Origin of the sequence: Roseateles sp. NT4 (genome assembly GCF_051857475.1) — a bacterium.
In the GTDB taxonomy this organism is placed as follows: domain Bacteria; phylum Pseudomonadota; class Gammaproteobacteria; order Burkholderiales; family Burkholderiaceae_C; genus Pelomonas.
On sequence record NZ_JBPZGZ010000006.1, the window covers coordinates 33736 to 56269 of the forward strand.

Below are 22534 nucleotides of genomic sequence, written 5' to 3' on the forward strand. Positions count from 1 at the left end.
GTCAGGGAGTGTCTCTGAGACGGAAGCGTTGCAGCTTGCCGGTTTCGGTGCGCGGCAGGCTGGTACGGAACTCGATGGCACGCGGGTATTTGTAGGGCGCGATGGTGGCCTTCACATGCTCCTGCAAGGCCTTCACGTCGCCGGCATGGCCCTCGCGCAGCACGACGAAAGCCTTGACCAACTGGCCACGTTCTTCGTCGGCCACGCCGATGACGGCGCATTCGGCCACGGCCGGGTGGCAGAGCAGCGCGGCCTCGACCTCGGGGCCGGCGATGTTGTAGCCGCCCGAGATGATCATGTCGTCAGTGCGGGCCTGGTAGACAAAGTAGCCTTCTTCGTCGATCAGGTAGGAATCGCCGGTCAGGTTCCAGCCGTCCTGCACATACTGGTGCTGGCGCTCGTCAGCCAGGTAGCGGCAGCCGGTCGGCCCCTTGACGGCGAGATGGCCGACCTGACCCGCGCGCAGCGGCTGGCCCGCGTCATCCAGGATGCAGGCCTGGTAGCCGGGCACGGGCTTGCCGGTGGCGCCGCCCTTGGCCGTCTCTTCGGTGTGGGAGATGAAGATGTGCAGCAGCTCGGTGGCACCGATGCCGTCGATGAGCTCGATGCCCGTCGCCTGCTTCCACAGCGCGCGCGTGGCCGCGGGCAGGGCCTCGCCGGCGCTGACGCATTTGCGCAGCGAGGACAGATCGTGCTGGCCGGCCACCTGCGCCATGGCGCGGTAGGACGTCGGCGCCGTGAAGCAGACCGTGGCGCGGTGTTCGGCAATCGCGGCGAGCAGCAGGTCGGGTGACGCCTTCTCCAGCAGAACGGCGGAGGCGCCCACGCTCATCGGGAAGAGCAGCAGGCCGCCCAGGCCGAAGGTGAAGGCCAGCGGCGGGCTGCCGATGAAGACATCGCTGGCCCGGGCCTTGAGGCAATGCACCGGCCAGCAGCGACAGATCGCGAGGATGTCGCGATGGAAATGCATGGTGCCCTTGGGCTGGCCGGTCGTGCCCGAGGTGAAGGCGATCAGCGCGCAGTCGTCGCTGGCCGTGTCGACGTTGGTGAAGGTCTCGGGCTGTCGCGCCGCGCGGGCTTCCAGGCCGTCGGGCTCGTTGCTGCGGTAGTGGCAGATGCCACGCAGCACGGGGTTCAGCAGCTGCGCCGCGGCGAGTTCTTCGGCCAGGGCCGCGTCGCACAGCGCATGCGTGACCTCGGCCTTGGCGATGACCTTGCCCAGCTCCACGGCACGCAGCAGCGGCATGGTGGCCACCGCGATGGCGCCGGCCTTGATGACGGCGAACCAGCAGGCCGCCAATTGCGGCGTGTTGGCGCCGCGCAGCAGCACGCGGTTGCCGGGCACGACGCCCAGTTCGTTGACCAGCACGTTGGCGATGCGGTTGGCCTCGGCCCGCAGCTGCGCATAGGTCCAGCGCACACCGCCGCCCTGCACACACGGCCGGTTGCCCTGGCCCTGCTCGACCCAGCGATCCAGCAGCTCGGTGGCCGCGTTCATCCTGGGGCCGAACTGCAGCTCGGGCAGATCAAACACCAGCTCCGGCCACTGGTCCTGCGGCGGGAGGTGGTCTCTTGCGAAGGTATCCAGATGGGCCGAAGGATGCATGGGTCAGGCCTTCAACAATTCGCGGCCGATGATCAGCTGCTGCACTTCGCTGGCGCCCTCGTAGATGCGCAGCGAGCGGATTTCGCGGTACAGGGATTCGACGATCTCGCCCCGGCGCACGCCGCGGCCGCCGAAGAGCTGCACGGCGGCGTCGATGACCTGTTGGGCGCCTTCGGTAGCCATCAGCTTGGCCATGGCGGCCTCTTTCGTGATGGTCTTGCCCTGATCCCGCAGCCAGGCGGCGCGGTAGACCATCAGGGCGGACGAATCCACGGTGCAGGCCATGTCGGCCAGCTTGGCTTGCGTCAGTGGCAGGTCGGCCAGGCGGGCGCCGAACATGGGACGCTCCTTGGCCTGCTTCAGTCCTTCCAGCAATGCGCGGCGGGCGAAACCCAAAGCGGCCGCAGCGACCGACGTGCGGAAGACGTCCAGAGTCCGCATGGCCAGCTTGAAGCCCTCGCCGGGTGCGCCCAGCATTTGGGACTTCGGCACGCGGCAGTTGGTGAAGCGCAGGCGGGCGAGCGGGTGAGGTGCGATGACGTCGATGCGTTCGGCAATCTCGAAGCCAGGCAGGCCAGCATCGACGATGAAGGCACTGATGCCGCGCGAGCCCGGCGCTTCGCCCGTGCGAGCGAACAGCACATAGAAGTCGGCGATGCCGCCGTTGGAGATCCAGGTCTTTTCACCGTTCAGCACATAGGCGTCACCGTCTTCCGTCGCGCTGCACTGCATGGCGGCCACGTCAGAGCCGGCCTCGGGCTCGGACAGCGCAAAAGCCGACAACGCCTCGCCCCGAGCCACGCGCGGCAGATAGCGCTCGCGCTGGGCCGGTGTGCCCTGCAGCGAGATGGCGCCCGAGCCCAGGCCCTGCATCGCAAAGGCGAAATCGGCCAGGCCGTCATGCTTGGCCAGGGTCTCGCGGATCAGGCAGATAGCGCGGGTGTCGATGGCCTGGCCTTCGCCAGCCACGGCATGGTTCAGCCAGCCGGCTTTGCCGAGTTGCGCGACAAGCGACTTGCACTGCGCATCCACGTCGCCGTCGTGGTCGACATGCTGCAGATGCTCGCCACACCACGCGTCCAGCGCGGTGGCCAGCTCACGGTGCTTGGCGTCGAAGAAGGGCCAATCCAGGTGCTGCATCTCAGTCTCCCTGGAAGGCCGGCTTCTGCTTGGCCGCGAAGGCCTCGTAGGCGCGATGGAAGTCCTTGGTCATCATGCAGATGGCCTGGGCCTGCGCCTCGGACTCGATGGCCTCGTCCACGCCCATGGCCCACTCCTGATGCAGCATGCGCTTGGTCATTGCATGGGCAAAGCTGGGACCGCTGGCAATCTCGCGCGCCCACTTCGAGGTCTCCTCCAGCAATTGCTCGGGCTCAACCAGACGGTTCAGGAAGCCCCAGTTCAGCGCCTCTTCGCCGCCCAGGCTGCGGCCGCTGTAGAGCAGGTCCGACGCGCGGCCCTGGCCGACGATGCGCGGCAGCATGGCGCAGGCGCCCATGTCGCAACCCGCCAGGCCCACACGGGTGAAGAGGAAGGCCGTCTTGCTGCGTGCCGTGCCCACGCGCAGGTCGGACGCCATGGCCATGATGGCACCGGCGCCGGCGCAGACACCGTCGATGGCCGCGAGGATGGGCTGGGGGCAGGCGCGCATGGCCTTGACGAGATCGCCCGTCATGCGCGTGAAGGCCAGCAGGTCAGGCATGCCCATGCCGGTCAGCGGGCCGATGATCTCGTGCACATCGCCCCCCGAGCAGAAGTTGCCGCCAGCGCCTTCGATGACGATGGCCTTGACCTCGTCGACATAGGACAGGGCGCGGAACAGGTCACGCAGCTCGGCATAGGACGCGAAGGTCAGCGGGTTCTTGCGCTCGGGCCGGTTCAGCGTGATGACGCCGACCATGCCGTGCTGCTGCCACAGGAAATGCTGGGCTTCATGGCCGAGCAGGCTCAGGTGGTTGCCGGAAGTCAGGTGAGGCGTCATGGGGCGTTGTCCTTGGCCAGATGCGTTTTCAATTGCGCGAGCAGTTCGTGGACCTGGGTCTTCTGGGTCGGCGTCCAGCCAGCGAAGAGCTCGACGATCCAGCCCTCGTGGGTGACGGCCATGCGCTTGAACTGGCGGCGGCCCTGGGGCGTGAGCTTGACAATGAAGCTGCGGCGGTCGTCGGCGCGGGTCTCGCGCAGCACCAGGCCCTCGGCTTCGAGCTGGTCGGTGATGCCGGTGACGTTGCCGCCCGTCACCATCAGGCGCTTGGACAGCTCGCGCATGGTCAGGCCGTCGGGGTGCCGCTCCAGCTGGGCCAGCAGGTCGAAGCGCGGCAGCGTGGTGCCGAAATCGGCGCGCAGGCGCTGGCGGATCTGGTCTTCGACACGCGTGGTGCAGGACAGCAGACGCAACCAGAGCTTGAGCGCCTGGTGGTCGTCGTCCGACAGTCGGGTTTCAAGGTCGATGTCGTTCACATCGTCTCCCCGCCGCAGACGGCAATGGCCTGGCCGTTGACGCCGGGGCTGGCGAGCAGCCATGCCACCGTGTCCGCAACCTCTTCGGGCTGGATCAGCCGACCTTGAGGGTTGGCCTTGGCCAGCTCAGCCTTGGCCTGCTCGGCCGTGCGGCCGGTCTTGGCGACGATGGTGTCGACGGCGTTGGCGACGATGTCGGTCTCGGTGTAGCCCGGGCAGACGGCGTTGACCGTCACGCCCTTGGTAGCGACCTCCAGCGCCATCGCCCGCGTCAGGCCCAGCACGCCGTGCTTGGCGGCGCAGTAGGCCGCCACATAGGCATAGCCCTTCAGCGCCGCCGTGCTGGCGACGTTGATGATGCGGCCGTCTTTGCGCGCCAGCATGCCGGGCAGCACGGCGCGGCTGCAGAGGAAGGTGCCGGTGAGGTTGACGTTGAGCAGGCGCTGCCAGAGTTCCAGCGAGGTCTTGTGCAGGGGCGCGGTTTCGACCTGGCCGGCGTTGTTGACGAGGACGTCCACATCACCCACGGCAGCAAAGGCTGCCGCGACGCTGGCCTCGTCGGACACGTCGCAGACCTGGATGGCGACGTCGCCGAGTTCGGACTGCTGCGCTTGAAGCCGCTGCAGGTTGCGGCCCATCAGCGTGACGCGCAGGCCTTCGGCCATCAGCTTCTTCGCCACCGCGGCACCAATGCCGCTGCCACCACCCGTCACCACTGCGTGTTGCTTCATACGCCCAATGCCTTGTTCGCCTGCTCGGCCGCGGCCACGCCTGCCGAGCGCTGGCGTTCGAACTCGCGTTCGAGCTGGCTTTTTCCCGAGAGATATTGCTTCGGCCAATCCAAACCGATGGGGCCGCGGTAGCCGATGCGCGCGGCCTCGGTCAGCGTCCAGGCCGGGTTGGCCAGATGCGGGCGCGCGATGGCGCAGAGGTCGGCCCGGCCGGACGCAATGATGCTGTTGACATGGTCGGCTTCGGAGATGGCACCGACCGCCATGGTCGCGATGCCGACGCGGTTGCGGATGCTTTCGGCAAACGGCGTCTGGAACATGCGGCCGTAGACCGGCTTCTGCGCCTTGCTGACCTGGCCGGATGACACATCGATGAGGTCGGCGCCGGCTTGCTTGAACGCGGCGGCGATGGCCACGGCGTCTTCCGGTGTGGTGCCGCCCGGCACCCAGTCGTGGGCCGAGATGCGCACCGACATGGGCCTGTCCAGCGGCCAGACCTCGCGCAGGGCGGTGAAGACTTCCAGCGGATAGCGCAGCCGGTTCTCCAGCGAACCGCCGTAGTCGTCATCGCGCTGGTTGGTCAGCGGCGAGATGAAGGCGGACAGCAGATAGCCGTGGGCACAGTGCAGCTCCAGCCAATCGAAGCCCGCATCGGCCGCGCGGCGGGCCGCATTCACGAAGTCCTCGCGCACGCGGTCCATGTCGGCTCGCGTCATCGCACGAGCGACCTGACTGATGCCGTCGAGGTATTGCTGCGGCGAGGCCGAGATCAGCGGCCAATTGCCGCCGGACAGTGGCTGGTCTTCACCCTCCCAAGGCACGCGGGTTGAGCCCTTGGGGCCGGCGTGGCCGAGCTGCATGGCGATGCGCGCGCTGCTGTTGGTGTGCACATGCTCGACGATGCGCTGCCAGGCCGCGCCCTGGGCGTCGTTCCACAGCCCCGGGCAGGCCGGCGTGATGCGCGCGTCGGGGGACACGCAAGTCATCTCGGCGAAGACGAGCCCTGCCCCACCCAAAGCGCGAGCGCCCAAGTGGGCCAGGTGGTAATCGCCGGGGATGCCGTCCTCGCAGCTGTACTGGGCCATGGGCGAGACGACGACGCGGTTCTTCAGCGTGACGCCGCGCAGCTTGAAGGGCGTGAACATCGGCGGCACCTGGGCATCAACACCGCTCTGCGATGCCAGCCAGCGCTCGAACTCGCCGACGTAGTTTGCGTCGCGCAGGCGCAGGTTCTCGTGCGAGATGCGCTGCGAGCGCGTCAGCAGCGAATAGGCGAACTGCTCGGGCGCCAGGCGGGCATGGCGCCCGACGTTCTCGAACCATTCGGTGGAGTTGCGCGCCGCGTTCTGGATGCGCAGCACCTCGATGCTGCGTGTAGCCTGGTAGGCATCGAGGGCCGCAGTCAGATCGCCGTGCGCCTGGATGTCGCGCGCCAGATCGATGGCGTCTTCCAGTGCCAGCTTGGTGCCCGAGCCGATGGAGAAGTGCGCCGTGTGGGCCGCGTCACCCATCAGCACAACGGGCGTGCCGCGTTCGTTGCGGTGCACCCAGGTCTTGCAGACGACGCGCGGAAAGCGGATCCACGAGGCCGAGCCGCGCAGATGGCTGGCATTGGAGATCAGCGGGTGACCGTCCAGCACCTTGGCAAAGCGCCTCTCGCAGAAGGCGATGCCCTCTTCCTTGCTCATGGCCTCGATGCCGGCCGCTCGCCAGACGTCTTCGGGAGCCTCGACGATGAAGGTTGAGTGGGTCGCGTCGAAGCGGTAGGCGTGCGCCTGGAACCAGCCCCACTCCGTCTGCTGGAAGTCGAAGGTGAAGGCGTCGAAGAGTTTTGTCGTGCCCAGCCACACGAAGCGGCAGGCGCGCAGATCGATGTCGGGCTGGTAGGTGGCGGCGTATTTCTGGCGGATGCGGCTGTTCAGGCCGTCGGCCGCGATGATGAGGTCAGCATCGATGCCGGCGTCATCCGCCACGTCGGTCTCGTAGACCAGCTCGACGCCAAGCGCCTCGCAGCGAGCCTGCAGGATGTTGAGCAGCTTCTTGCGGCCGATGCCGCAGAAGCCGTGGCCACTGGAGACGATGCTTCGGCCCTTGAAGTGGACGGCGATGTCGTCCCAGTGGTTGAAGGCATCGCTGATCTCCTCGGCTGTCTCGGGGTCTGCCTCGCGCAGCGCGTCCACCGTCTGGTCGGACAGCACCACACCCCAGCCGAAGGTGTCACCCGCGCGGTTGCGCTCCAGCACCCGCACCTGGTGGGCCGGGTCGGCCTTCTTCATCAACAGGGCGAAGTAGAGGCCGGCGGGTCCGCCGCCGATGCAGGTGATGCGCATCGCACCACTTTAGAAATCAATAGTTCAAACGTCAAGCAATTGGACGCACGGCTGCCTGACGGACAAACCCTAGGTCGTTGTCACTGCCAGGTCAGATGCACGACGCGGTAACCCTTGGCCTTCAGCGACTGCAGCAGGAAGGGCAGCGCCCTCGCCGTCTGGTCCTGGGCGTCGTGCAGCAGGATGATGCCGCCGCCGCTCTTGGCGAGCTCGCCGAGCAGCTTGTCGCCCAGCATCTGCGGCGTCTGGTCGGGCAGCCAGTCCTCGGCGCCGGCGTCGATGGACATGACGGCCATGCGGCGCTCGCCCAAGGCCTGGGCCAGCGTGGGCGTTTCTTCGAGGAAGGGAAACCGGTAGGCCGCAGGCTCGGCTCCCAGCGCAGCGCGGTAGGTGGCCAACATGGCTTCCAGGTCTGCCAGCTGCGCAGCCGGCGACAACTGCGAGAAGTGCTCATGCCGGTAGCCGTGCATGCCCACGGTATGGCCGGCGTCTCGCACCTGGCGGGCCAGGGCGGCGTGCTGGCGCAGTGGTTCGCCATTCATGAAGAAGCTGGCCTTCACGCACTGGTCGGCCAGGGCCTTCAGCACGACGGGCGTGGACTCGGGTCGGGGGCCGTCGTCGAAGGTCAGAACCACTTCCTTGGGCGCCAGGCCGGGCAGAGCCGCATGCTGGGCCTTGCCCCAGGCCGCGGCCTCGCGCTTGAGGATCAGCGTGCGGAACGTGCCCAGCGCGTCGGGCGTGCAGACAGGCTCGGTAGCGGCCAGGGCCATGGCGAGCAGCAGGCTCATCGTCAATGAGCGCCGGCCGGCGCTTCGTTGCCCTCGGGCGCCTGCTCATGGTCATGCGGGAAGGGCGCCAGCCAGGCCAGGATCACCGGCGGGATGGAGAAGACCAGCACCCAGCCGAAGAAACCGAGGTAGTGGTGGTCGACGGCATTCCACAGCAGGCCGCTGACGCTGCCCGTGCCCCACTTGGTCAAGGCCATGACGCCGGTGGCCATCGCATAGTGGGCCATGCGGAAAGGCCCCGGCGCGATCTGCTGCATCATGTAAAGCATGTGGCCGACCGAGCCCATGCCGAAGCCGAACTTCTCCAGAGCGACGACGACGGCGATGGTGGTGGTGTCCACCGGCATGGTCTGGGCCAGATAGAAATAGGTCAGGTGCGGGATGTTGAGCACCAGGGCCAGGATGAAGAAGCTGCGCGGCAGCGTGCGCTTGGCGACGAAAAAGCCACCGAGGAAGGCGCCGGCGATGAATGTCAACGTGCCGACGGTGCCGTTGATATGGCCCAGCGACTCGTTGTCCAGGCCCAGGCCGCCGGCCTCGCGCGCATCCAGCAGGAAGAGCGGGCCGAACTTCTCGATGAAGCCCTCGCCGAAGCGGTAAAAGAAGATGACGGCCAGCATCATCCAGATCTGCGGCTTCTGGAAGAAGGTGATCCAGGCCTCGGCCGTGGCCTTGAGGCCGCCACCCAGGCCAGCGCCATGCAGATGCGAGGGCGAACCGGGCGGCAGCACGCGCAGGTGGTAGACCCCGAACAGCGCCATGGCCGCGGCGGCCAGCGACACGACGACAACCCAGCACTGCACCCAGCTCATGCCTTGGTGGTTGTGCAGATAGCCCGTCAGCGACACCAGCAGGCCCGAAGCGATGACGGCGCCCATGTTCCAGCACATGCCCTGCAGGCCTGAGTAGCGCGCCTGGTCGGTCTTGCTGACCGTCGTCATGAAGACGCCATCGGCGCAGGTGTCCTGGGTGGCGGAGGCAAAGCCGACGATCCAGAAGAAGGCCAGCGACAGCTTGAAGAAGTCGGCCAGCGGCAGGCACAGCGCGACGAGGCCCAAGGCCGCCGCCATCGTGAACTCCATGCTGATGACCCAGAAGCGCTTGCTGCGGTAGGCCTCCAGCAGGGGCGCCCAAAGCGGCTTCAGCACCCAGGGCAGGTACATCTGCGAGGTGTAGAGGGCGATGTCCTCGTTGGAGACGCCGAGGTTCTTGTAGATGATGGCCGCGACGACTCCCACCATGACATTGGGCAGGCCCATGGCGAGATAGAGCGAGGGCACCCAGACGAGCGGGTGGCGGGAGGTCGAGGACATGGGGTCTCCGTTGTGCTTATGGGTGCGGCTTTGGCGTCAGCGCTTGCAGGGCCGCGGATACATAGACCAGCGGCGCATTCCAGTTGATGGCGATCTCGTTGCTGGCATAGCTGCAGAAGTTGTCGAGATAGGCCATGGCCGGCTGTGCGGACGGGTAGGCCGGGCAGCCCTTCTGGTCCTGCCGGCCCGGGTTGGGGCCGCCGACGAGGAAGCCCGGCACCGGCGGCTCGACGCCATCGGCCTCGGACGGCCGGTGGTGCGGATGCAGCGGCGGCTTGGCCCCGAAGCCCGTCACCATGGACTGTCCCAGCGGGTTGCGGCCCAGCACATGGTCGAACAAGGCCTGGGCAGCGGCCAGGCGCTCGGGTTTCGGCTGCAGGCGATAGGCCTGGATCAGCATCAATGCCTGGTTCAACACCACGGCGTTGCTGCCCCAGACGTAGTCGCGCGACTGCATGCCAACGCCATAGTCCGAGGCACGCCAATTCGCCGCGAGTTCATCCGCAAGTTCCACAATCCGAGCCTTGACGACAACGCTGTCATTTTGACTCAGTTGCTCCAGATGCTGGCCTAGGGTTACCCATGCCAGGCCCTTCACATCGCCCCAGCCGGGCACGCTGATGGCGAGTTTCGCGAGGTCGGGGCGAAAGCGTTTGTCACCCGTCGCGCTCCACAACTCGACGCCGGCCCAGGCGAATTCGTCATCCAGCTTGTCGTCGCCATAGCCGCCGGTGCGGATGTCGGGCGGCTGCTTGTAAACCTCGTTGGGATGAGCCTGCGCCCAATCCCAGGCTCGCTGGGACGCAGACAACATGCGCGCCGATAAACCCGGGCGCTGACCCTTGAAGGCCGCGAAGACACGGCTGGCCTGGGCCATGACGGCGGCGAAGTCCAGGGCTGCGGCGGTGCTCTTCTGCACGACGTAGCGCTCGCCCCTGGCATCGGCCGGCATGACGACGCCGTCAAAGCCTTTGTTGGTGAGCTTGTGATAGACCCCGCCGTCGGCCGGGTCCTGCATGGCCAGCATCCATTCGAGGTTCCACATCGCCTCGTTCAACACATCAGGCAGGCCGTTGCCGGTCTCCGGGATGTTGAGGTGCTGGGCCTTGAAGACGCCTGGGTAGTGCTCCCATGCCGCCAGCAGCGTGTAGACCGTGATGCCGGAGTTGACGATGTATTTGTTGTAGTCGCCGGCGTCGTACCAGCCCTTGGGGGCGGAGATGACCGTGCCTTCAGGGCGGCCCGGCCCGGCGGCCGACGCATGCACCAGCACGTGGTCGTCCGCGTGGCCGGCGCGGCGGGCCCAGCGGCCGGCGTTGACGCCCCACAGCGGCGCGCTGGCGCGGTTGAAGTAATAGGCCTTCAGGGCCGCCGCGCTCAGCTCGGCATAGGCATCGGCCGCGATATGGATGCGCGGCGAGCGCGGCAGGCCGTCGACGACCAGTTCGTAGTCGCCGGGTGTCTTCAGCGCCGAGAAGTCGGCCAGGCGCACGACGCGGTCGGCCGGCGCCCAACGCGCGCTGGCACCCAGCACCCCCCGCAGCACGACCTCGTCGGTGCCGGCGCGCACGAGCTTGAAGCCACGCGCGGCCGTGTCGGGAACAGCAGCCCACTTGGCCGCGCCGGGCGTGAAGCCGACCTGGTTGACCTCGATGCCATCGGCGTGCGCCAGGCCGGTGGCCAGCAGGCAGGCCGCGCCGAGGCGGCGGAGATGTCGATTCATGGGGTGGCGATCCAGGTGATGGTGTCGGTGGCGCCGTTGTCGGCACGGGCCTGCAGGCGGTTGCGCCCGGGCTGCAGCTTGACGCCGGGCCAGGTCGCGATGCCACCCTGCAAGTCCTGCGCGGGCAGGTCGGCACCGTTGAGCTTGAGTGTGACGCGTGTGCCATTGGCGTAGACCTTCACGTCGACACCGCCTGCAACGCGCGGCGTGGCGCGGCGGCTGGCGATGTGGACGACCGGCTGGCGGCTCCACTGCGCCTGGTAGTACAGGAAGGCGTCCTTGCGGGTCTGGCGGTCGTAGCTCACCAGACCCTTGTCGTTGATGCCGGGGCGGTCGCCTTCGTTGCGGCCGGCGGAGGCGAGGTCGAAGCCGACCCAGACGAAGCTGCCCCACAGCCAGGGCCGCGCGGCGATCTGCGGCCAATAGGCCTCGTGGAAGAGCGCCTGGTATTGCTCGGGGTGCCAGCGGTCCGTGGGCTTGGGACGGGTCGGCGGGTCCTGCTGGTGCAGCACGCTGGCGCCGGCGCCGTATTCGGCCAGGGCCATAGCGCGCGCCGGCAGCGCGGCATGCACGCGGTCAGCCCAGGGGCCGATGTCGCCGAACTGGCCGTCGTACCAGCCGTAGTAGCGGTTGAAGCCGATGACGTCGGTCTGGCGCGCCATCGCGTGGTCGTCCGGCGCGCAGCAGTGGGCATAGCTGGTGGACCGGGTCGGGTCGAGTTCATGCGCGAGGCGGCTCATGTCGGCCAGCAGCTTGGTCACCGCGTCGTCCGAGCGATAGACCTCATTGCCCACCCCCCAGATGAAAACAGACGGGTGATGCTGGTTCTGCTTGACGAGTTCGCGCAGCTGCTGGGCGAGGTTGGCGCGGAAGGCCTCTCCCTCGTCCATCGCGGCGTTCAACGGGATCTCGGTCCACACCAGCAGGCCGGCGCGGTCGGCGTTGTCGTAGGCACGCTGCGGGTGCTGGAAGTGCACGAAGCGCAGGCCGGTCTCGCCCAGCTCGCCCAGGATGCGGAAGTCCTCGTCGATCTGCGCGTCGCAGACAGCCAGGCCCTGGCCCGGACGGCCGCTGTGGAAGAGGTTGACGCCATGCACCGCATGGGGCCGGCCGTTCAGCAGCAGGCCGCGTTGCGGGTCGATCTGCACGCTGCGCAGGCCCACGGGCAGCGTCACGGTGTCCAGCACGGCGGCGCCGTCGCGCAGCTCGGCGGTCAGCGTGTAGAGATGAGGGTCGGCGGGGCCTCGCCAGAGCCGGGGCCGCTGCACGGTCCACGGCTGCTCGGCGACGACGGTGGCGTCGGGTGCTGCCTGCAGCGTCTGTTCGCTGCGTGCCACGACGCGGCCGGTGTCGTCTCGCAGGCTGAGGCTCAACGCCAGCGGGCGAGCCGCGCCGCCGTCGTTGCGCACGCGAGCGCGCAGCGTCAGCAGCGCACGCTCGGCGTTGACGTCGGTGGCGGATGCATAGACGCCCGGCCCGCCGTCATCGAGCAAGTCAAAGTGCGTAGCGGGCACGACAAGCAGCTTCACGCCGCGGTAGAGGCCGCCGAAGACGGTGAAGTCGCCGCCCAGCGGCGCGACGTGTTTCGCCATCGAGTTGTCCACACGCACGGCGATCTGGTTGCGACCGGCGCGCAGCCAGCGGCTGATGTCGACGCGAAAGGCTGCGTAGCCGCCATCGTGTCGGCCGGCCAGTTGGCCGTTGACCCAGACTTCGGCCCGCAGTGCGGCGCCGTCGAACTGCAGGAAGTGACGCAGGTTAGTCGCCGGCAGCTGCAGCTCGCGGCGATACCAGCCGGGGCCGCGGTAGTAAGCGCCGCCAGCCTCGCCGTCGACGCCATTCCAGGTGTGGGGCAGGCGCACCGCAGCCCAAGCCGAGACGTCAAAGTCCGCAGCGCTCGCGCCGGTCACATCAGCGCGCAAAAACCGCCAGCCGTCGTCCAAAGGCGTGACCTGCCGCGCCCAAGCCTGGCCGCACAACAGCAACCACGCCAGCAGCAGCGACCTCAAGAACCTCATGGCTTCTGCACGACGACCTTGCCGCTCACACCCGAAGGCTGCGCGGGGTCGGACTCGACCATCACGGTCAGCTGCCGCTGCGTTGCGCCTTGGGGCAGCAGCACGGAGAGCTCGGCCGGCGCGGCATTCGTCTTCTCGCCCAACTTCACGCCGGCCAGCCACACCTGGGCCTTGCCAGCCAACTCACGGAACACGAGGCGGGCACGGCCGTCGTTGAGGTCGGCGCGCAGGCGCAGATCGGTGCGGTAGAGGCGCCAGGCCGGCGACTCGGCCTTTTGCTTGATCGGCACCTCGCCCCAGCCCCAGGTGTTCATGTCGTTGTCGGCGAGCTGCACGTTGGGGTCGGGCTGCTGCGCCTGCGCGGGCGAGATGCGCCAGTACAGCAGCTGCGTCACGGGCTCGGCGGCGGCGACGGCTGGCGGTGTGGGCGCGGCGTGCACGGCCAGGGTGATTTCTGCCGGCTGCAGGCCATCAGCAAGGGCGCGCAGCTTCACGTCGCCACTGCCGCCGCGACGGCTCTGCAGGATGACCTGGGCCAGCCCGTTGTAGAGGCTGCGCTCACTCGCCTTCTCGGACTCGTGCGAGTTCGCGTCGCCATTGCCGACACCGATGACGCTGGCCGCGCCGCTCAACTCGAAGCGCACCTTCACGTTGGCGGTGGGCACCGGCCGGTTCTGGGTATCTAAGGCGCTGACGGTGATGGGCATGGCGTCCAGCCCATCGCCGGCCAGCGCGGTGCGGTCGGGCGTCAGCAGCAGGCGAACCGGCGCGCCGCTGGTCTCGACGACGTCGCGGGCGACCTCCTTGCCGCCCTGCAGAGCGACGGCTTCCAGCTTGCCCGGCGCGTAAGCCACGTCGAAGCTGACCATCTCGTAGGGGTCGACATCGGCCTCGCCCACCGCCTGACCGTTCAACAGCAATCGCACACGCGGAGCATTGCTCAGCACCATCACGCGCTGCTTCTGGCCCTCCTGCCCCGGCCAGTTCCAGTGCGGCGCGATCTTGACGACCGGTTGCTCAGCCAACTTCACCCACTGCGCGCGATGCAGCCAGAAGGCCGTCTTGGCAAAGCCGCACAGGTCCATCGCGCCGAACACCGAGCCCGCGCTGGGCCACTCGAAGGGCGTGGGTTCGCCGCGGTAGTCGAAGCCAGTCCAGACAAAGCCGCCGGCGATGAAGGGCCGCTCGGCAATCGCCTTCCAGGCCTGGCGATGGGTGTTGCCCCAGTAGGCGGCCTCGCTGTCGTCGGACGCCATCAGGTGCCTGGCGGGGTCGCTCTTGAACTCGCCACGCGACATGAAGGCGGAGGTGTCTTCCGAACTGGTCAGCGGCACCCTGGGGTTGGCCTTGTGGAAGCGGTCGTACTCGCCGATCTGATAGTTGAAGCCGACAACGTCGACGGCCTGCGACACATTGATGTCGGCGAACAGGCCGCCGTTCATAGCCGCCGTCACGGGGCGGGTGGCGTCCAGCGCCTTCACCGCATGCACCATGCGACGCACCATCTCGTAGCCGACCTCCGTGCCCTGCATCGGCTCTTCGTTGAACACCGACCACAGCACGACGCTGGGGTGGTTGCGGTCGCGCTTCACCAGCCACGTGAGCTGCTGAAGATAGTCAGGCGACGGGTTGAAGTTGCGGTTCTCGTCCATGACGAGAAAGCCCATGCGGTCGGCAAGGTCCAGCACCTCGGCAGCCGGTGCGTTGTGAGCGAAGCGGATGGCGTTGACGCCCATGTCCTTGAGGCGGCGCAACCGCCAGGCCCAGATGGCTTCGGGCACTGCGACGCCGACGCCGGCGTGATCCTGATGGATGCAGACGCCTTGCAGCTTGACGGGCAGGCCGTTGAGGAAGAAGCCCTTGTCGGCGTCGAAGCGAATCGTGCGGAAGCCAGTCGTGGTCTCGGCCTCGTCCAGCGCTTGGCCCGCGATCAGGCGGGCGCGCACGCGGTAGAGCTTGGGATCCTGCAGCGTCCAGAGCTTGGGTCGCTGGACAGCGAGTTGCAGCTTGACCGTGCTGGTGCCCAGCGGTGGCACGCGCACCTTGCTGCGCGAGCTTGAGACCTCCTTGCCGGTGGGGTCGATCAACGTCACCTCGACCTCGGCATCCCGCACCGCGCGGCCGCTGCTGTTCACCTCGATCTCGACCGGCAGCGACCAGCGCTTGCCGTCGGTGCTCACCGGGTTGGCGTGGATGCCGTCAGTGGCGATGTGCACGGCGCTTCGCTTGACCAGCCAAGTGTGGCGGTAGATACCGGCACCTTCGTACCACCAGCCTTCCATCGCGTCGGCGTCCACGCGCACGGCGATGTTATTCACGTCCTCGCCGTAGCGCAGATAGGGCGTGATGTCGATGTTGCGGCCGTTGTAGCCCGACCAGTTGCGGTTGACGACGATGCCGTTGACCCAGACGGTGCTGTGCGTGGCGATGGCATCGAACTGCAGCTCGACATGGCGGCCGCGGTCCGCAAGCGGCAGCTGGAAGTAGCGGCGGTACCAGGCGATGCCACGCTTTCGGTAGCCCTGCGAGATGTTCTCGTTGGCGTCGAAGCCGCCTTCGACGGCCCAGTCGTGCGGCAGGTCGAGCCGGCGCCAAGCGGAGTCGTCGAAGTCGGTGGCTGCTGCACCCTGCGCTGAGCCTGCCTTGGCACTGTTGTACGAGGCCCCGTGGCCCTTGATGGGCGGGGTGGCCACGTCGCCCAGGTGGAAGAGCCAGCCCTGGTCGAGCGACAGACGCTCGCGCGGGCCGGCGTGGGCGAAGCTGGAGACTGCCAGCAGGGCCAGCAGAAGAACTTCCAGAAGGCGACGCCAGGCCATGATCACTCCATCAAGCAATGAGCCGGTGGACGGCCTGGGCAGGCGCATCCACGGGCCTGGGCTGCCTCAGGCAACCGTCCAGTACAGCGCCGCACCGTCGCCTTGCACCGGGCTGCGCCGGCCGTCGACATCCAGGCACCAGTCGCGCAGCGCCCCTTCAGTCACCTCGGCCGCGTAGCGTTGGCCTTGACGACTGACCACACCACGGGCCGCAACCCGACCATCCACACCCACGAGCGTGAAGGCGACGCTCGCACCGTCGTCCAGCTCGAACACGCGCAACACCGTGCCGCGGCTGTAGTCGTAGTCCGGCTTCTCGGTTCCGGCACCCCAGGCGATGACGCTGTTGGGCGCGGCGTAGAGCGGCATGCTCAGGAAGCCGTGCGTCTCGCGGTACCAGCGGCCGCCCTGCTTCTTCTCGCCGCTCAGCAGGTGCGTCCAGCGGCCCTCGGGCAGATAGACCTCCACCTCACCGCTCTCGGTGAACACCGGTGCGACGAGCAGCGACTCGCCCAGCTGGTACTGCCGGTCCAGCGTCGTGCAGGCGGGGTCCTGCGGATGCTCCATCAGCATGGAGCGCATCAGCGGCACGCCGGTCTCGGTCGCCTCGTGAGCCTTGGCGTAGAGATAGGGCATGAGCTGGTGCTTGAGCCGCGTGAAGACGCGCAGCACGTCGCAGCTCTCTTCGTCGACCAGCCATGGCACTCGGTAGCTGCTGCTGCCATGCAAGCGGCTGTGCGAGGACATCAGGCCGAACTGGATCCAGCGCTTGTAGACGGCCGGCGGCGGGTTGCCCTCGAAGCCGCCGATGTCGTGGCTCCAGAAGGCGAAACCGCAGCTCGTCAGCGACAGGCCGCCGCGCAGGCTCTCGGCCATGGATTCGAAGGTGCTCCAGCAGTCGCCGCCCCAGTGCACGGGAAAGCGTTGGCCCGAGGCATAGGTGGAGCGGGCGAAGACGATGGCGTCCTTGCCCTGCACTTCTTCCAGCAACTCGAACACGGCCTGGTTGTATTGCAGGGCGTAGAGGTTGTGCATCTCGACGGGGTCGGAGCCGTCGAAGTAGCTGACGCCCTCGCTGGGGATGCGCTCGCCGAAGTCGGTCTTGAAGCAGTCGGCGCCGGTCGCCAGCAGGCGGCGCAGATGGCCCTGGTACCAGGCCTTGGCGGCCGGGTTGGTGAAGTCGACGATGGCCATGCCGGGCTGCCATTGGTCGGTCTGGAAGGTCAGCCCGTTCGTTCTCTTGATGAAGTAGCCCTGCTTGACGCCTTCGGCGAACAGCGGCGACTTCTGCGCCACGTAAGGGTTGATCCACAAGCTGATCTTCAGCCCCTTGGCATGCAGGCGCTTCAGCATGGCCTCGGGCTCGGGGAAGCCGCGGCGGTCCCATTCGAAATCGCACCACTGGAACTCGCGCATCCAGAAGCAGTCGAAGTGGAAGACCGACAGCGGCAGCTCGCGGCGTGCCATCTCGTCGATGAAATGGGTGGCCGTGGCCTCGTCGTATTGGGTCGTGAACGAGGTCGTCATCCACAGGCCGAAGCTCCAGGCCGGCGGCAGCGGTGAGCGGCCTGTCAGCGCTGTCAACCGGCCAACGACTTCCTTGGGCGTGGGGCCGGCAATGACGCAGTAGTCCAGGCTCTCGCCCTCGCGGCTGAACTGCACGCGCGCGACCTTCTCCGAGCCGACCTCGAAGGACACCGGGCCAGCCTCGTTGACGAGCACGCCATAGCCGCGGTTGGTCAGGTAGAAGGGCACATTCTTGTAGGCCTGCTCGCAGGCCGTGCCGCCGTCCTTGTTGGTGTTCTCGACGATCTGGCCGTTCTTGACCCAGGGCGTGAAGCGCTCGCCCAGGCCGTAGACGTTCTCGCCCACCGCCAGCGTCAGCTGCTCGTGCACATGGTTGCCCTTGGGCCCCCACTGGATATAGCCCAGGCCGCGCCAGTCGCTCTTGGTCAGGATGCGGTCGCCCTCGCGGAAGGTCAGGCTCCAGCCCTCGCCCTTCTTCACGTCGACCGAGATCGCACCTGAGGTCAGCGTGGCCTTGGTCTCGCCGTCGACGATCTGCACCGGATGCTTGCCCGCGCCAACCATGGGGATGTGCAGGCGCGGCGCCTGCGAGGCCGAGTAGTGCTCGACGCTGACGCGGATGACGCCGGGCAGCGGCGAGCTCAGCGTCACGGTCAACGTAGGCCCCTGCAGCGTGTCGCCGCGGTGCTTGATGGGGCGGGTCGTGGCGAGCACGACGAGGCGGTCTTCGTGGACCTCGAGCGCATAGGCCTCGGCCGCGTAATGCGCGGCGACGCCCGGCTGGAGCATCCACTGTCCGTCAGTGAACTTCATGGCTGTCTCAAACTCCTCAAAGGGACGGCGCCTTCACATGGCGCGCGATGTAGTCGCCGTGTCCGGGCATGCCGCCCACGGTCTGGTGGATGGCCTGACGCAACCTTGCGAAGTGCTGCAGCAGGGCCTGGGGTTCGATGTGGTCGACAAAGGGGTCGTGGCTCTCGGGCTGCAGGCCCAGGCCGAGGTACAGCGACACCCAGGAAGGCTCGGAGAAGCCATCGGGGTCGTAGATGGCGACGCGGGCGGCGCTGCGGAAGAGTTCGATCTGATGGGCCAGCGTGTCGGGGATGGGCATGGCCGCGCAATACCGCCACAGCTCGCTGTCGCGCCGGTCGGTCAGCTTGTAGTGCAGGACGATGAAGTCGCGGATGGACTCGTACTGGCGCGCCATCAGGCGGTTGAACTCGGCGGCGAGATGGGGCTTGAATTGCTTGTCGGGGAAGAACTGGATCAGGCGGCCAACGCCGTCCATGATGAGCTGGATGCTGGTCGACTCCAGAGGCTCCAGGAAGCCCGAGGCCAGGCCGATGGCGACGACGTTCTTGACCCAGCCGGCCTGGCGTCGGCCGGTCGTGAAGCGCAACTGGCGCGGCGTGTCCAGCGCCTTGCCGTCCAGGCCAGCCAGCAGCGTGCTGGCCGCCTCGTCATCGCTGATGAAGTGGCTGCAATAGACATGGCCGTTGCCGGTGCGGTGCTGCAGCGGGATGCGCCACTGCCAGCCCGCGGCCTTTGCGGTGGACGTCGTGTAGGGCGTCAGCGGCTCGACACGCTCGCTGGGCACGGCCTGAGCGCTGTTGCAAGGCAGCAGCGCGCTCCAGTCCTCGAAGGGCGACTGCATGGCGCCACCGATGAGCAGGGCGCGAAAGCCCGAGCAGTCGATGAAGAGGTCGCCGGCTATGCGACGCCCATCGGCCAGCTTGACCGCGGCGACAAAGCCGTCCTCGGGCCGCAATTCCACGTCGACGATCAGCCCCTCGATGCGCTGGGCGCCGCGCTGCATCGCGTATTCACGCAGGTAGGCGGCGTAAAGGCCAGCGTCGAAGTGATAGGCGAATGAATAGGCGTTGGCGGCCGACGGCGCCCCGCCCTCGGGCGGCGTGAAGCGGTTCTGCCGCGCCATGACGGTGGACGTCGACCAGTCCTCGTAGCCCGGCAGCCCGTCGGTGATGCTGGAGAGCCGCAGCCAGTGCTGCCAGGCCGAGCGGTTCTCGATGGCCGGGCCGAAGTCGCCGAAGCCATGGAAGAAGCGGTGGCCGATGCGGCCCCAGTCGCGGAACTCGATGCCGAGCTTGAAGCTGCCCTGCGTCCTCCTGACGAAGTCGGCGCCGTCCAGGCCCAGGGTGCGGTTGTAGGCGCGGATGGGCGGCAGCGTGGCCTCGCCGACGCCGATGGTGCCGATGTCGGGCGATTCCACCAACACGATCTCGCAAGCGCCCTGGCCCGCCTGCGCAAAGCGCTGGGCCAGCGGCGCGGCGGCCATCCAGCCGGCGGTGCCGCCGCCGACGATGACGATCTTGCGGATGGGGGAATCAGGCATTGGCTGTCTCGGGCCAGTTTTTATGGGGCCTCACCGCAAGCGGCGGGCGGCGCGATCTTCGGCGAGGTCGGTCGCAGCGCGATAGGGGTCAACACCGTATTTACTTCGTTCGATGGCCGAACTAATATGGCCTTCAAGCCCGTCGAAGCATGGGCGCTACCGACAACGACAGGAGACAAATGCAGGCCGAAGCCGCCGGCAGCCAACAGCTGCTCAAGGTCATCAATCGCATGGCGCTGGTCAGGCACCTCTGTGCCCACCCGGGGCTGTCGCGCGCCGACCTGGCCGGTGCCGTCGGCCTGACCAAGTCCACCGTCAGCATGCTGACGCGCGAGCTGATTGCCGAAGGCTGGCTCATCGAGCGCGAGGTCGTCGCCACCGGCGACCTGGGCCGTCGCCCCACCCCTCTCTTCATCGACCCCGACCGCCTGCTGCTGCTCGGCGCCGAGGTCGGCATCGAATCGGTGCGCGTCGTTGCCACGTCCCTCACCGGCGAGGTCAAGGCCTGCACGGTCGCCAACTATGGCGCCAGCCGCACGGCCAAGGCCTGCATCACCACCCTGGCCAATGCGCTGATCAAGTTGAGCAAGCAACTGGACGCCAGCCAGCAGTTGCTCGGCCTGGGCGTGGGCCTGCCCGGCGGCGTCAACGAGGCGCGCGGTCTGCTGCATTTCGCACCCAACCTGGGCTGGCGCGACATCCCCTTCGGCGCCTTGCTGGCCGAAAAGCTGCAGGACACCGCCCTGGCCGGCGTGCCTCTCTTCATACAAAACGAAGCCGATGTGGCGGCCCTGGGCGAGATGGAGTTCAACCCCGCCCCGGCGTCCGACCCGCTGCTCTACGTCTCCATCAACCAGGGCCTGGGCGCCGGCGTCATCGTCGGCGACCGCCTGCTGACCGGCAGCCGGGGCTTTGCGGGCGAGGTCGGCCACATGGTGTTGCAGCTGGGCGGCCCGCGCTGCTCCTGCGGCCGCCGCGGCTGCGCCGAAGCGCTGATCGCCACACGCGCCATGCTGCACGGCAGCGGCGAAGAGGCGGCCCTGCGCTCGCTGGCCGAAGTGCGTGCCCATCTCGTTGACGAAGACGTCGAGACCATGAAGGCCGTCAACTCCGCCGGCCGCTATCTCGGTGTGCTGCTGCAGAACCTGGCCACGGCCTACGATCCCGCCAGCATCGTGCTGGGCGGCTCGGTCGTCGAGCTGGGCGAGCCCTTCCTGAAACCGGCGCTCGACACCCTGCTGGACTACGCCAACGCGGCCAGCCTGCCGCCGCCCAGCGTGCGCATCTCGATGTTCGGCGCCAATGCCGTCGCCGTCGGCGCCGCGGCCCTGGCCCGCTATCGCCTGACCCGCCCGGCCCTGCCGCTGGCCGACAGCGGTGCGGTGATCGCGGAAGCTGAGGAAGCCCACTGATGTTCCTCGGCATCGATCTCGGCACTTCGGAAGTCAAGCTGCTGCTGCTCGACAGCGCGGGCCATATCGTCGGCACAGCCGGCAGCGCGCTGACGCTGTCTTCGCCTGAGTCGCTGTGGTCCGAACAAGAGCCGGCCAACTGGTGGACGGCCACTCAAGACGCGGTGGCCAAGCTGCGCGCCGCCCATCCCATGGCATTCGCCGCCATCCACGGCATCGGCCTGTCAGGCCAGATGCACGGCGCGGTTCTGCTGGATGAGGCCGACGCCGTGCTGCGCCCCGCCATCCTGTGGAACGACGGCCGCAGCCACGCCGAATGCGAAGAGCTGACCGCGGCAGCGCCGCGCCTGCACGACATCGCCGGCAACCTCGCCATGCCCGGCTTCACGGCGCCCAAGCTGCTGTGGGTGAAGAAGCACGAGCCCGACATCTTCGAGCGCGTGAAGAGCGTGCTGCTGCCCAAGGACTGGCTGCGGCTGCAACTCACGGGCGACAAGGTTTCCGATCCGAGCGACGCGGCCGGCACGCTGTGGCTGGATGTTGCGCGCCGCGACTGGTCCGACGAGTTGCTGGCCTCCTGCGACCTGACGCGCGCGCAGATGCCACGCCTGGTCGAAGCCAGCGAACCCAGCGGCGTGCTCAAGCCCGAACTCGCCAAGGCCTGGGGCTTGGCCCCCGAAGTCATCGTGGCCGGCGGCGCTGGCGACAACGCGGCCAGCGCCATCGGCATCGGCGCCACCCAGCCCGGTGACGGCTTCATCTCCCTCGGCACCTCGGGCGTGCTCTTTGTCGTCAACGACCGCTACCGGCCCAACCCGGCGTCAGCTGTCCACGCCTTCTGCCATGCGCTGCCGCAGCGCTGGCATCAGATGAGCGTGATGCTGTCGGCGGCGAGCTGCCTGCGCTGGTTCTGCACTCTCGTGGGCGCCGACGAGGCCACGCTGCTGGCCGAGCTCGCTTCGTTTTCGCCAAATGACAGCGCAGTCAATGCGCCCATCTTCCTGCCCTACCTCGCCGGTGAGCGCACCCCGCACAACGACCCGTTTGCCCCCGGCGTCTTCCATGGCCTGAAGGCGCAGACGACGCGCGCGCATTGCACCTACGCCGTGCTGGAAGGCGTGACCTTCGGCCTCGCCGACGGCCTGGATGCGTTGCGGGCCGCGGGCACGCAGGTCCATCAGCTGTCGCTGGTGGGCGGCGGCTCGCGCAGCCACTTCTGGGCCCAGCTGATCGCCGACGCGGTGAAGGTCGACATCGTGCTGCACACCGGCAGCGAGGCCGGCGGCGCACTCGGTGCAGCACGCCTGGGCTGGCTGGCCTGCGGTGGAGCCATCGACGCCGTCTGCACCCGCCCGCCCGTCGCGGCCCTCTTCTCTCCCGACCCCCAACGCCATGCCCGCCTGGCCCCTCGCCTGGCGCGCTTCCGTGACCTGTACCAGCGCCTGCGCGGCGCCTGACTC

15 protein-coding genes are annotated in these 22534 nt (G+C 67.9%); 2 read left to right on the top strand and 13 right to left on the bottom strand.

What is annotated here, in order from left to right; genetic code table 11:
* Nucleotide 1 precedes the first annotated feature (1 nt).
* The 13 genes from ACS5PN_RS27510 to ACS5PN_RS27570 all read right to left on the bottom strand — a co-directional run bounded on the left by ACS5PN_RS27510 (nucleotide 2) and on the right by ACS5PN_RS27570 (nucleotide 19662).
* Nucleotides 2-1606 (bottom strand): AMP-binding protein, encoded by a 1605-nt coding sequence (locus tag ACS5PN_RS27510; RefSeq protein WP_439467230.1) that lies wholly within the window; start codon nucleotides 1604-1606, stop codon nucleotides 2-4.
* A 3-nt stretch (nucleotides 1607-1609) separates the two neighbouring features.
* Nucleotides 1610-2746, bottom strand: a complete 1137-nt coding sequence (locus ACS5PN_RS27515) for an acyl-CoA dehydrogenase family protein (protein WP_439467231.1) — start codon at nucleotides 2744-2746, stop codon at nucleotides 1610-1612.
* Between the two features lies 1 nt (nucleotide 2747).
* Complete coding sequence (locus ACS5PN_RS27520; RefSeq protein ID WP_439467232.1) at nucleotides 2748-3587, bottom strand: enoyl-CoA hydratase family protein; 840 nt, start codon at nucleotides 3585-3587, stop codon at nucleotides 2748-2750.
* Entirely contained in the window at nucleotides 3584-4063 is a 480-nt protein-coding gene (locus ACS5PN_RS27525; RefSeq protein WP_439467233.1) for a MarR family winged helix-turn-helix transcriptional regulator, read from the bottom strand. The genes ACS5PN_RS27520 and ACS5PN_RS27525 overlap by 4 nt, the downstream gene beginning before the upstream one ends.
* The gene (locus ACS5PN_RS27530; protein WP_439467234.1) at nucleotides 4060-4794 is read right to left on the bottom strand and encodes an SDR family NAD(P)-dependent oxidoreductase; all 735 of its coding nucleotides are present in this window, start codon (nucleotides 4792-4794) and stop codon (nucleotides 4060-4062) included. The genes ACS5PN_RS27525 and ACS5PN_RS27530 overlap by 4 nt, the downstream gene beginning before the upstream one ends.
* Nucleotides 4791-7124: a bifunctional salicylyl-CoA 5-hydroxylase/oxidoreductase gene (locus ACS5PN_RS27535; protein WP_439467235.1), complete on the bottom strand. Its 2334-nt coding sequence runs from the start codon at nucleotides 7122-7124 to the stop codon at nucleotides 4791-4793. The genes ACS5PN_RS27530 and ACS5PN_RS27535 overlap by 4 nt, the downstream gene beginning before the upstream one ends.
* A gap of 80 nt (nucleotides 7125-7204) precedes the next feature.
* Nucleotides 7205-7912 (bottom strand): polysaccharide deacetylase family protein, encoded by a 708-nt coding sequence (locus ACS5PN_RS27540; RefSeq protein ID WP_439467236.1) that lies wholly within the window; start codon nucleotides 7910-7912, stop codon nucleotides 7205-7207.
* Between the two features lie 2 nt (nucleotides 7913-7914).
* On the bottom strand, nucleotides 7915-9225 hold the full coding sequence (locus tag ACS5PN_RS27545; protein WP_439467237.1) for an MFS transporter: 1311 nt from the start codon (nucleotides 9223-9225) through the stop codon (nucleotides 7915-7917).
* A gap of 16 nt (nucleotides 9226-9241) precedes the next feature.
* Nucleotides 9242-10948: a glycoside hydrolase family 9 protein gene (locus tag ACS5PN_RS27550; RefSeq protein ID WP_439467238.1), complete on the bottom strand. Its 1707-nt coding sequence runs from the start codon at nucleotides 10946-10948 to the stop codon at nucleotides 9242-9244.
* Nucleotides 10945-12966, bottom strand: coding sequence for a glycoside hydrolase family 2 TIM barrel-domain containing protein (locus ACS5PN_RS27555; RefSeq protein ID WP_439467239.1), 2022 nt, complete (start codon nucleotides 12964-12966; stop codon nucleotides 10945-10947). Before ACS5PN_RS27555 ends, ACS5PN_RS27550 begins: the two co-directional genes overlap by 4 nt.
* Nucleotides 12963-15782 (bottom strand): beta-galactosidase GalA, encoded by a 2820-nt coding sequence (galA, locus tag ACS5PN_RS27560; RefSeq protein ID WP_439467240.1) that lies wholly within the window; start codon nucleotides 15780-15782, stop codon nucleotides 12963-12965. The genes ACS5PN_RS27555 and galA overlap by 4 nt, the downstream gene beginning before the upstream one ends.
* A 66-nt stretch (nucleotides 15783-15848) precedes the next feature.
* Nucleotides 15849-18122: an alpha-xylosidase gene (gene yicI / locus ACS5PN_RS27565; protein ID WP_439467241.1), complete on the bottom strand. Its 2274-nt coding sequence runs from the start codon at nucleotides 18120-18122 to the stop codon at nucleotides 15849-15851.
* Nucleotides 18123-18138: 16 nt separating this feature from the next.
* A complete protein-coding gene (locus tag ACS5PN_RS27570; protein ID WP_439467242.1) occupies nucleotides 18139-19662 on the bottom strand; it encodes a tryptophan halogenase family protein in 1524 nt (507 codons plus the stop codon).
* Nucleotides 19663-19841: 179 nt separating this feature from the next.
* On the opposite strand from ACS5PN_RS27570, the gene ACS5PN_RS27575 reads away from it, so the two are divergent.
* Nucleotides 19842-21074, top strand: coding sequence for an ROK family protein (locus tag ACS5PN_RS27575; RefSeq protein WP_439467243.1), 1233 nt, complete (start codon nucleotides 19842-19844; stop codon nucleotides 21072-21074).
* On the top strand, nucleotides 21074-22531 hold the full coding sequence (gene xylB / locus ACS5PN_RS27580) for a xylulokinase (protein WP_439467244.1): 1458 nt from the start codon (nucleotides 21074-21076) through the stop codon (nucleotides 22529-22531). Before ACS5PN_RS27575 ends, xylB begins: the two co-directional genes overlap by 1 nt.
* Nucleotides 22532-22534 lie beyond the last annotated feature (3 nt).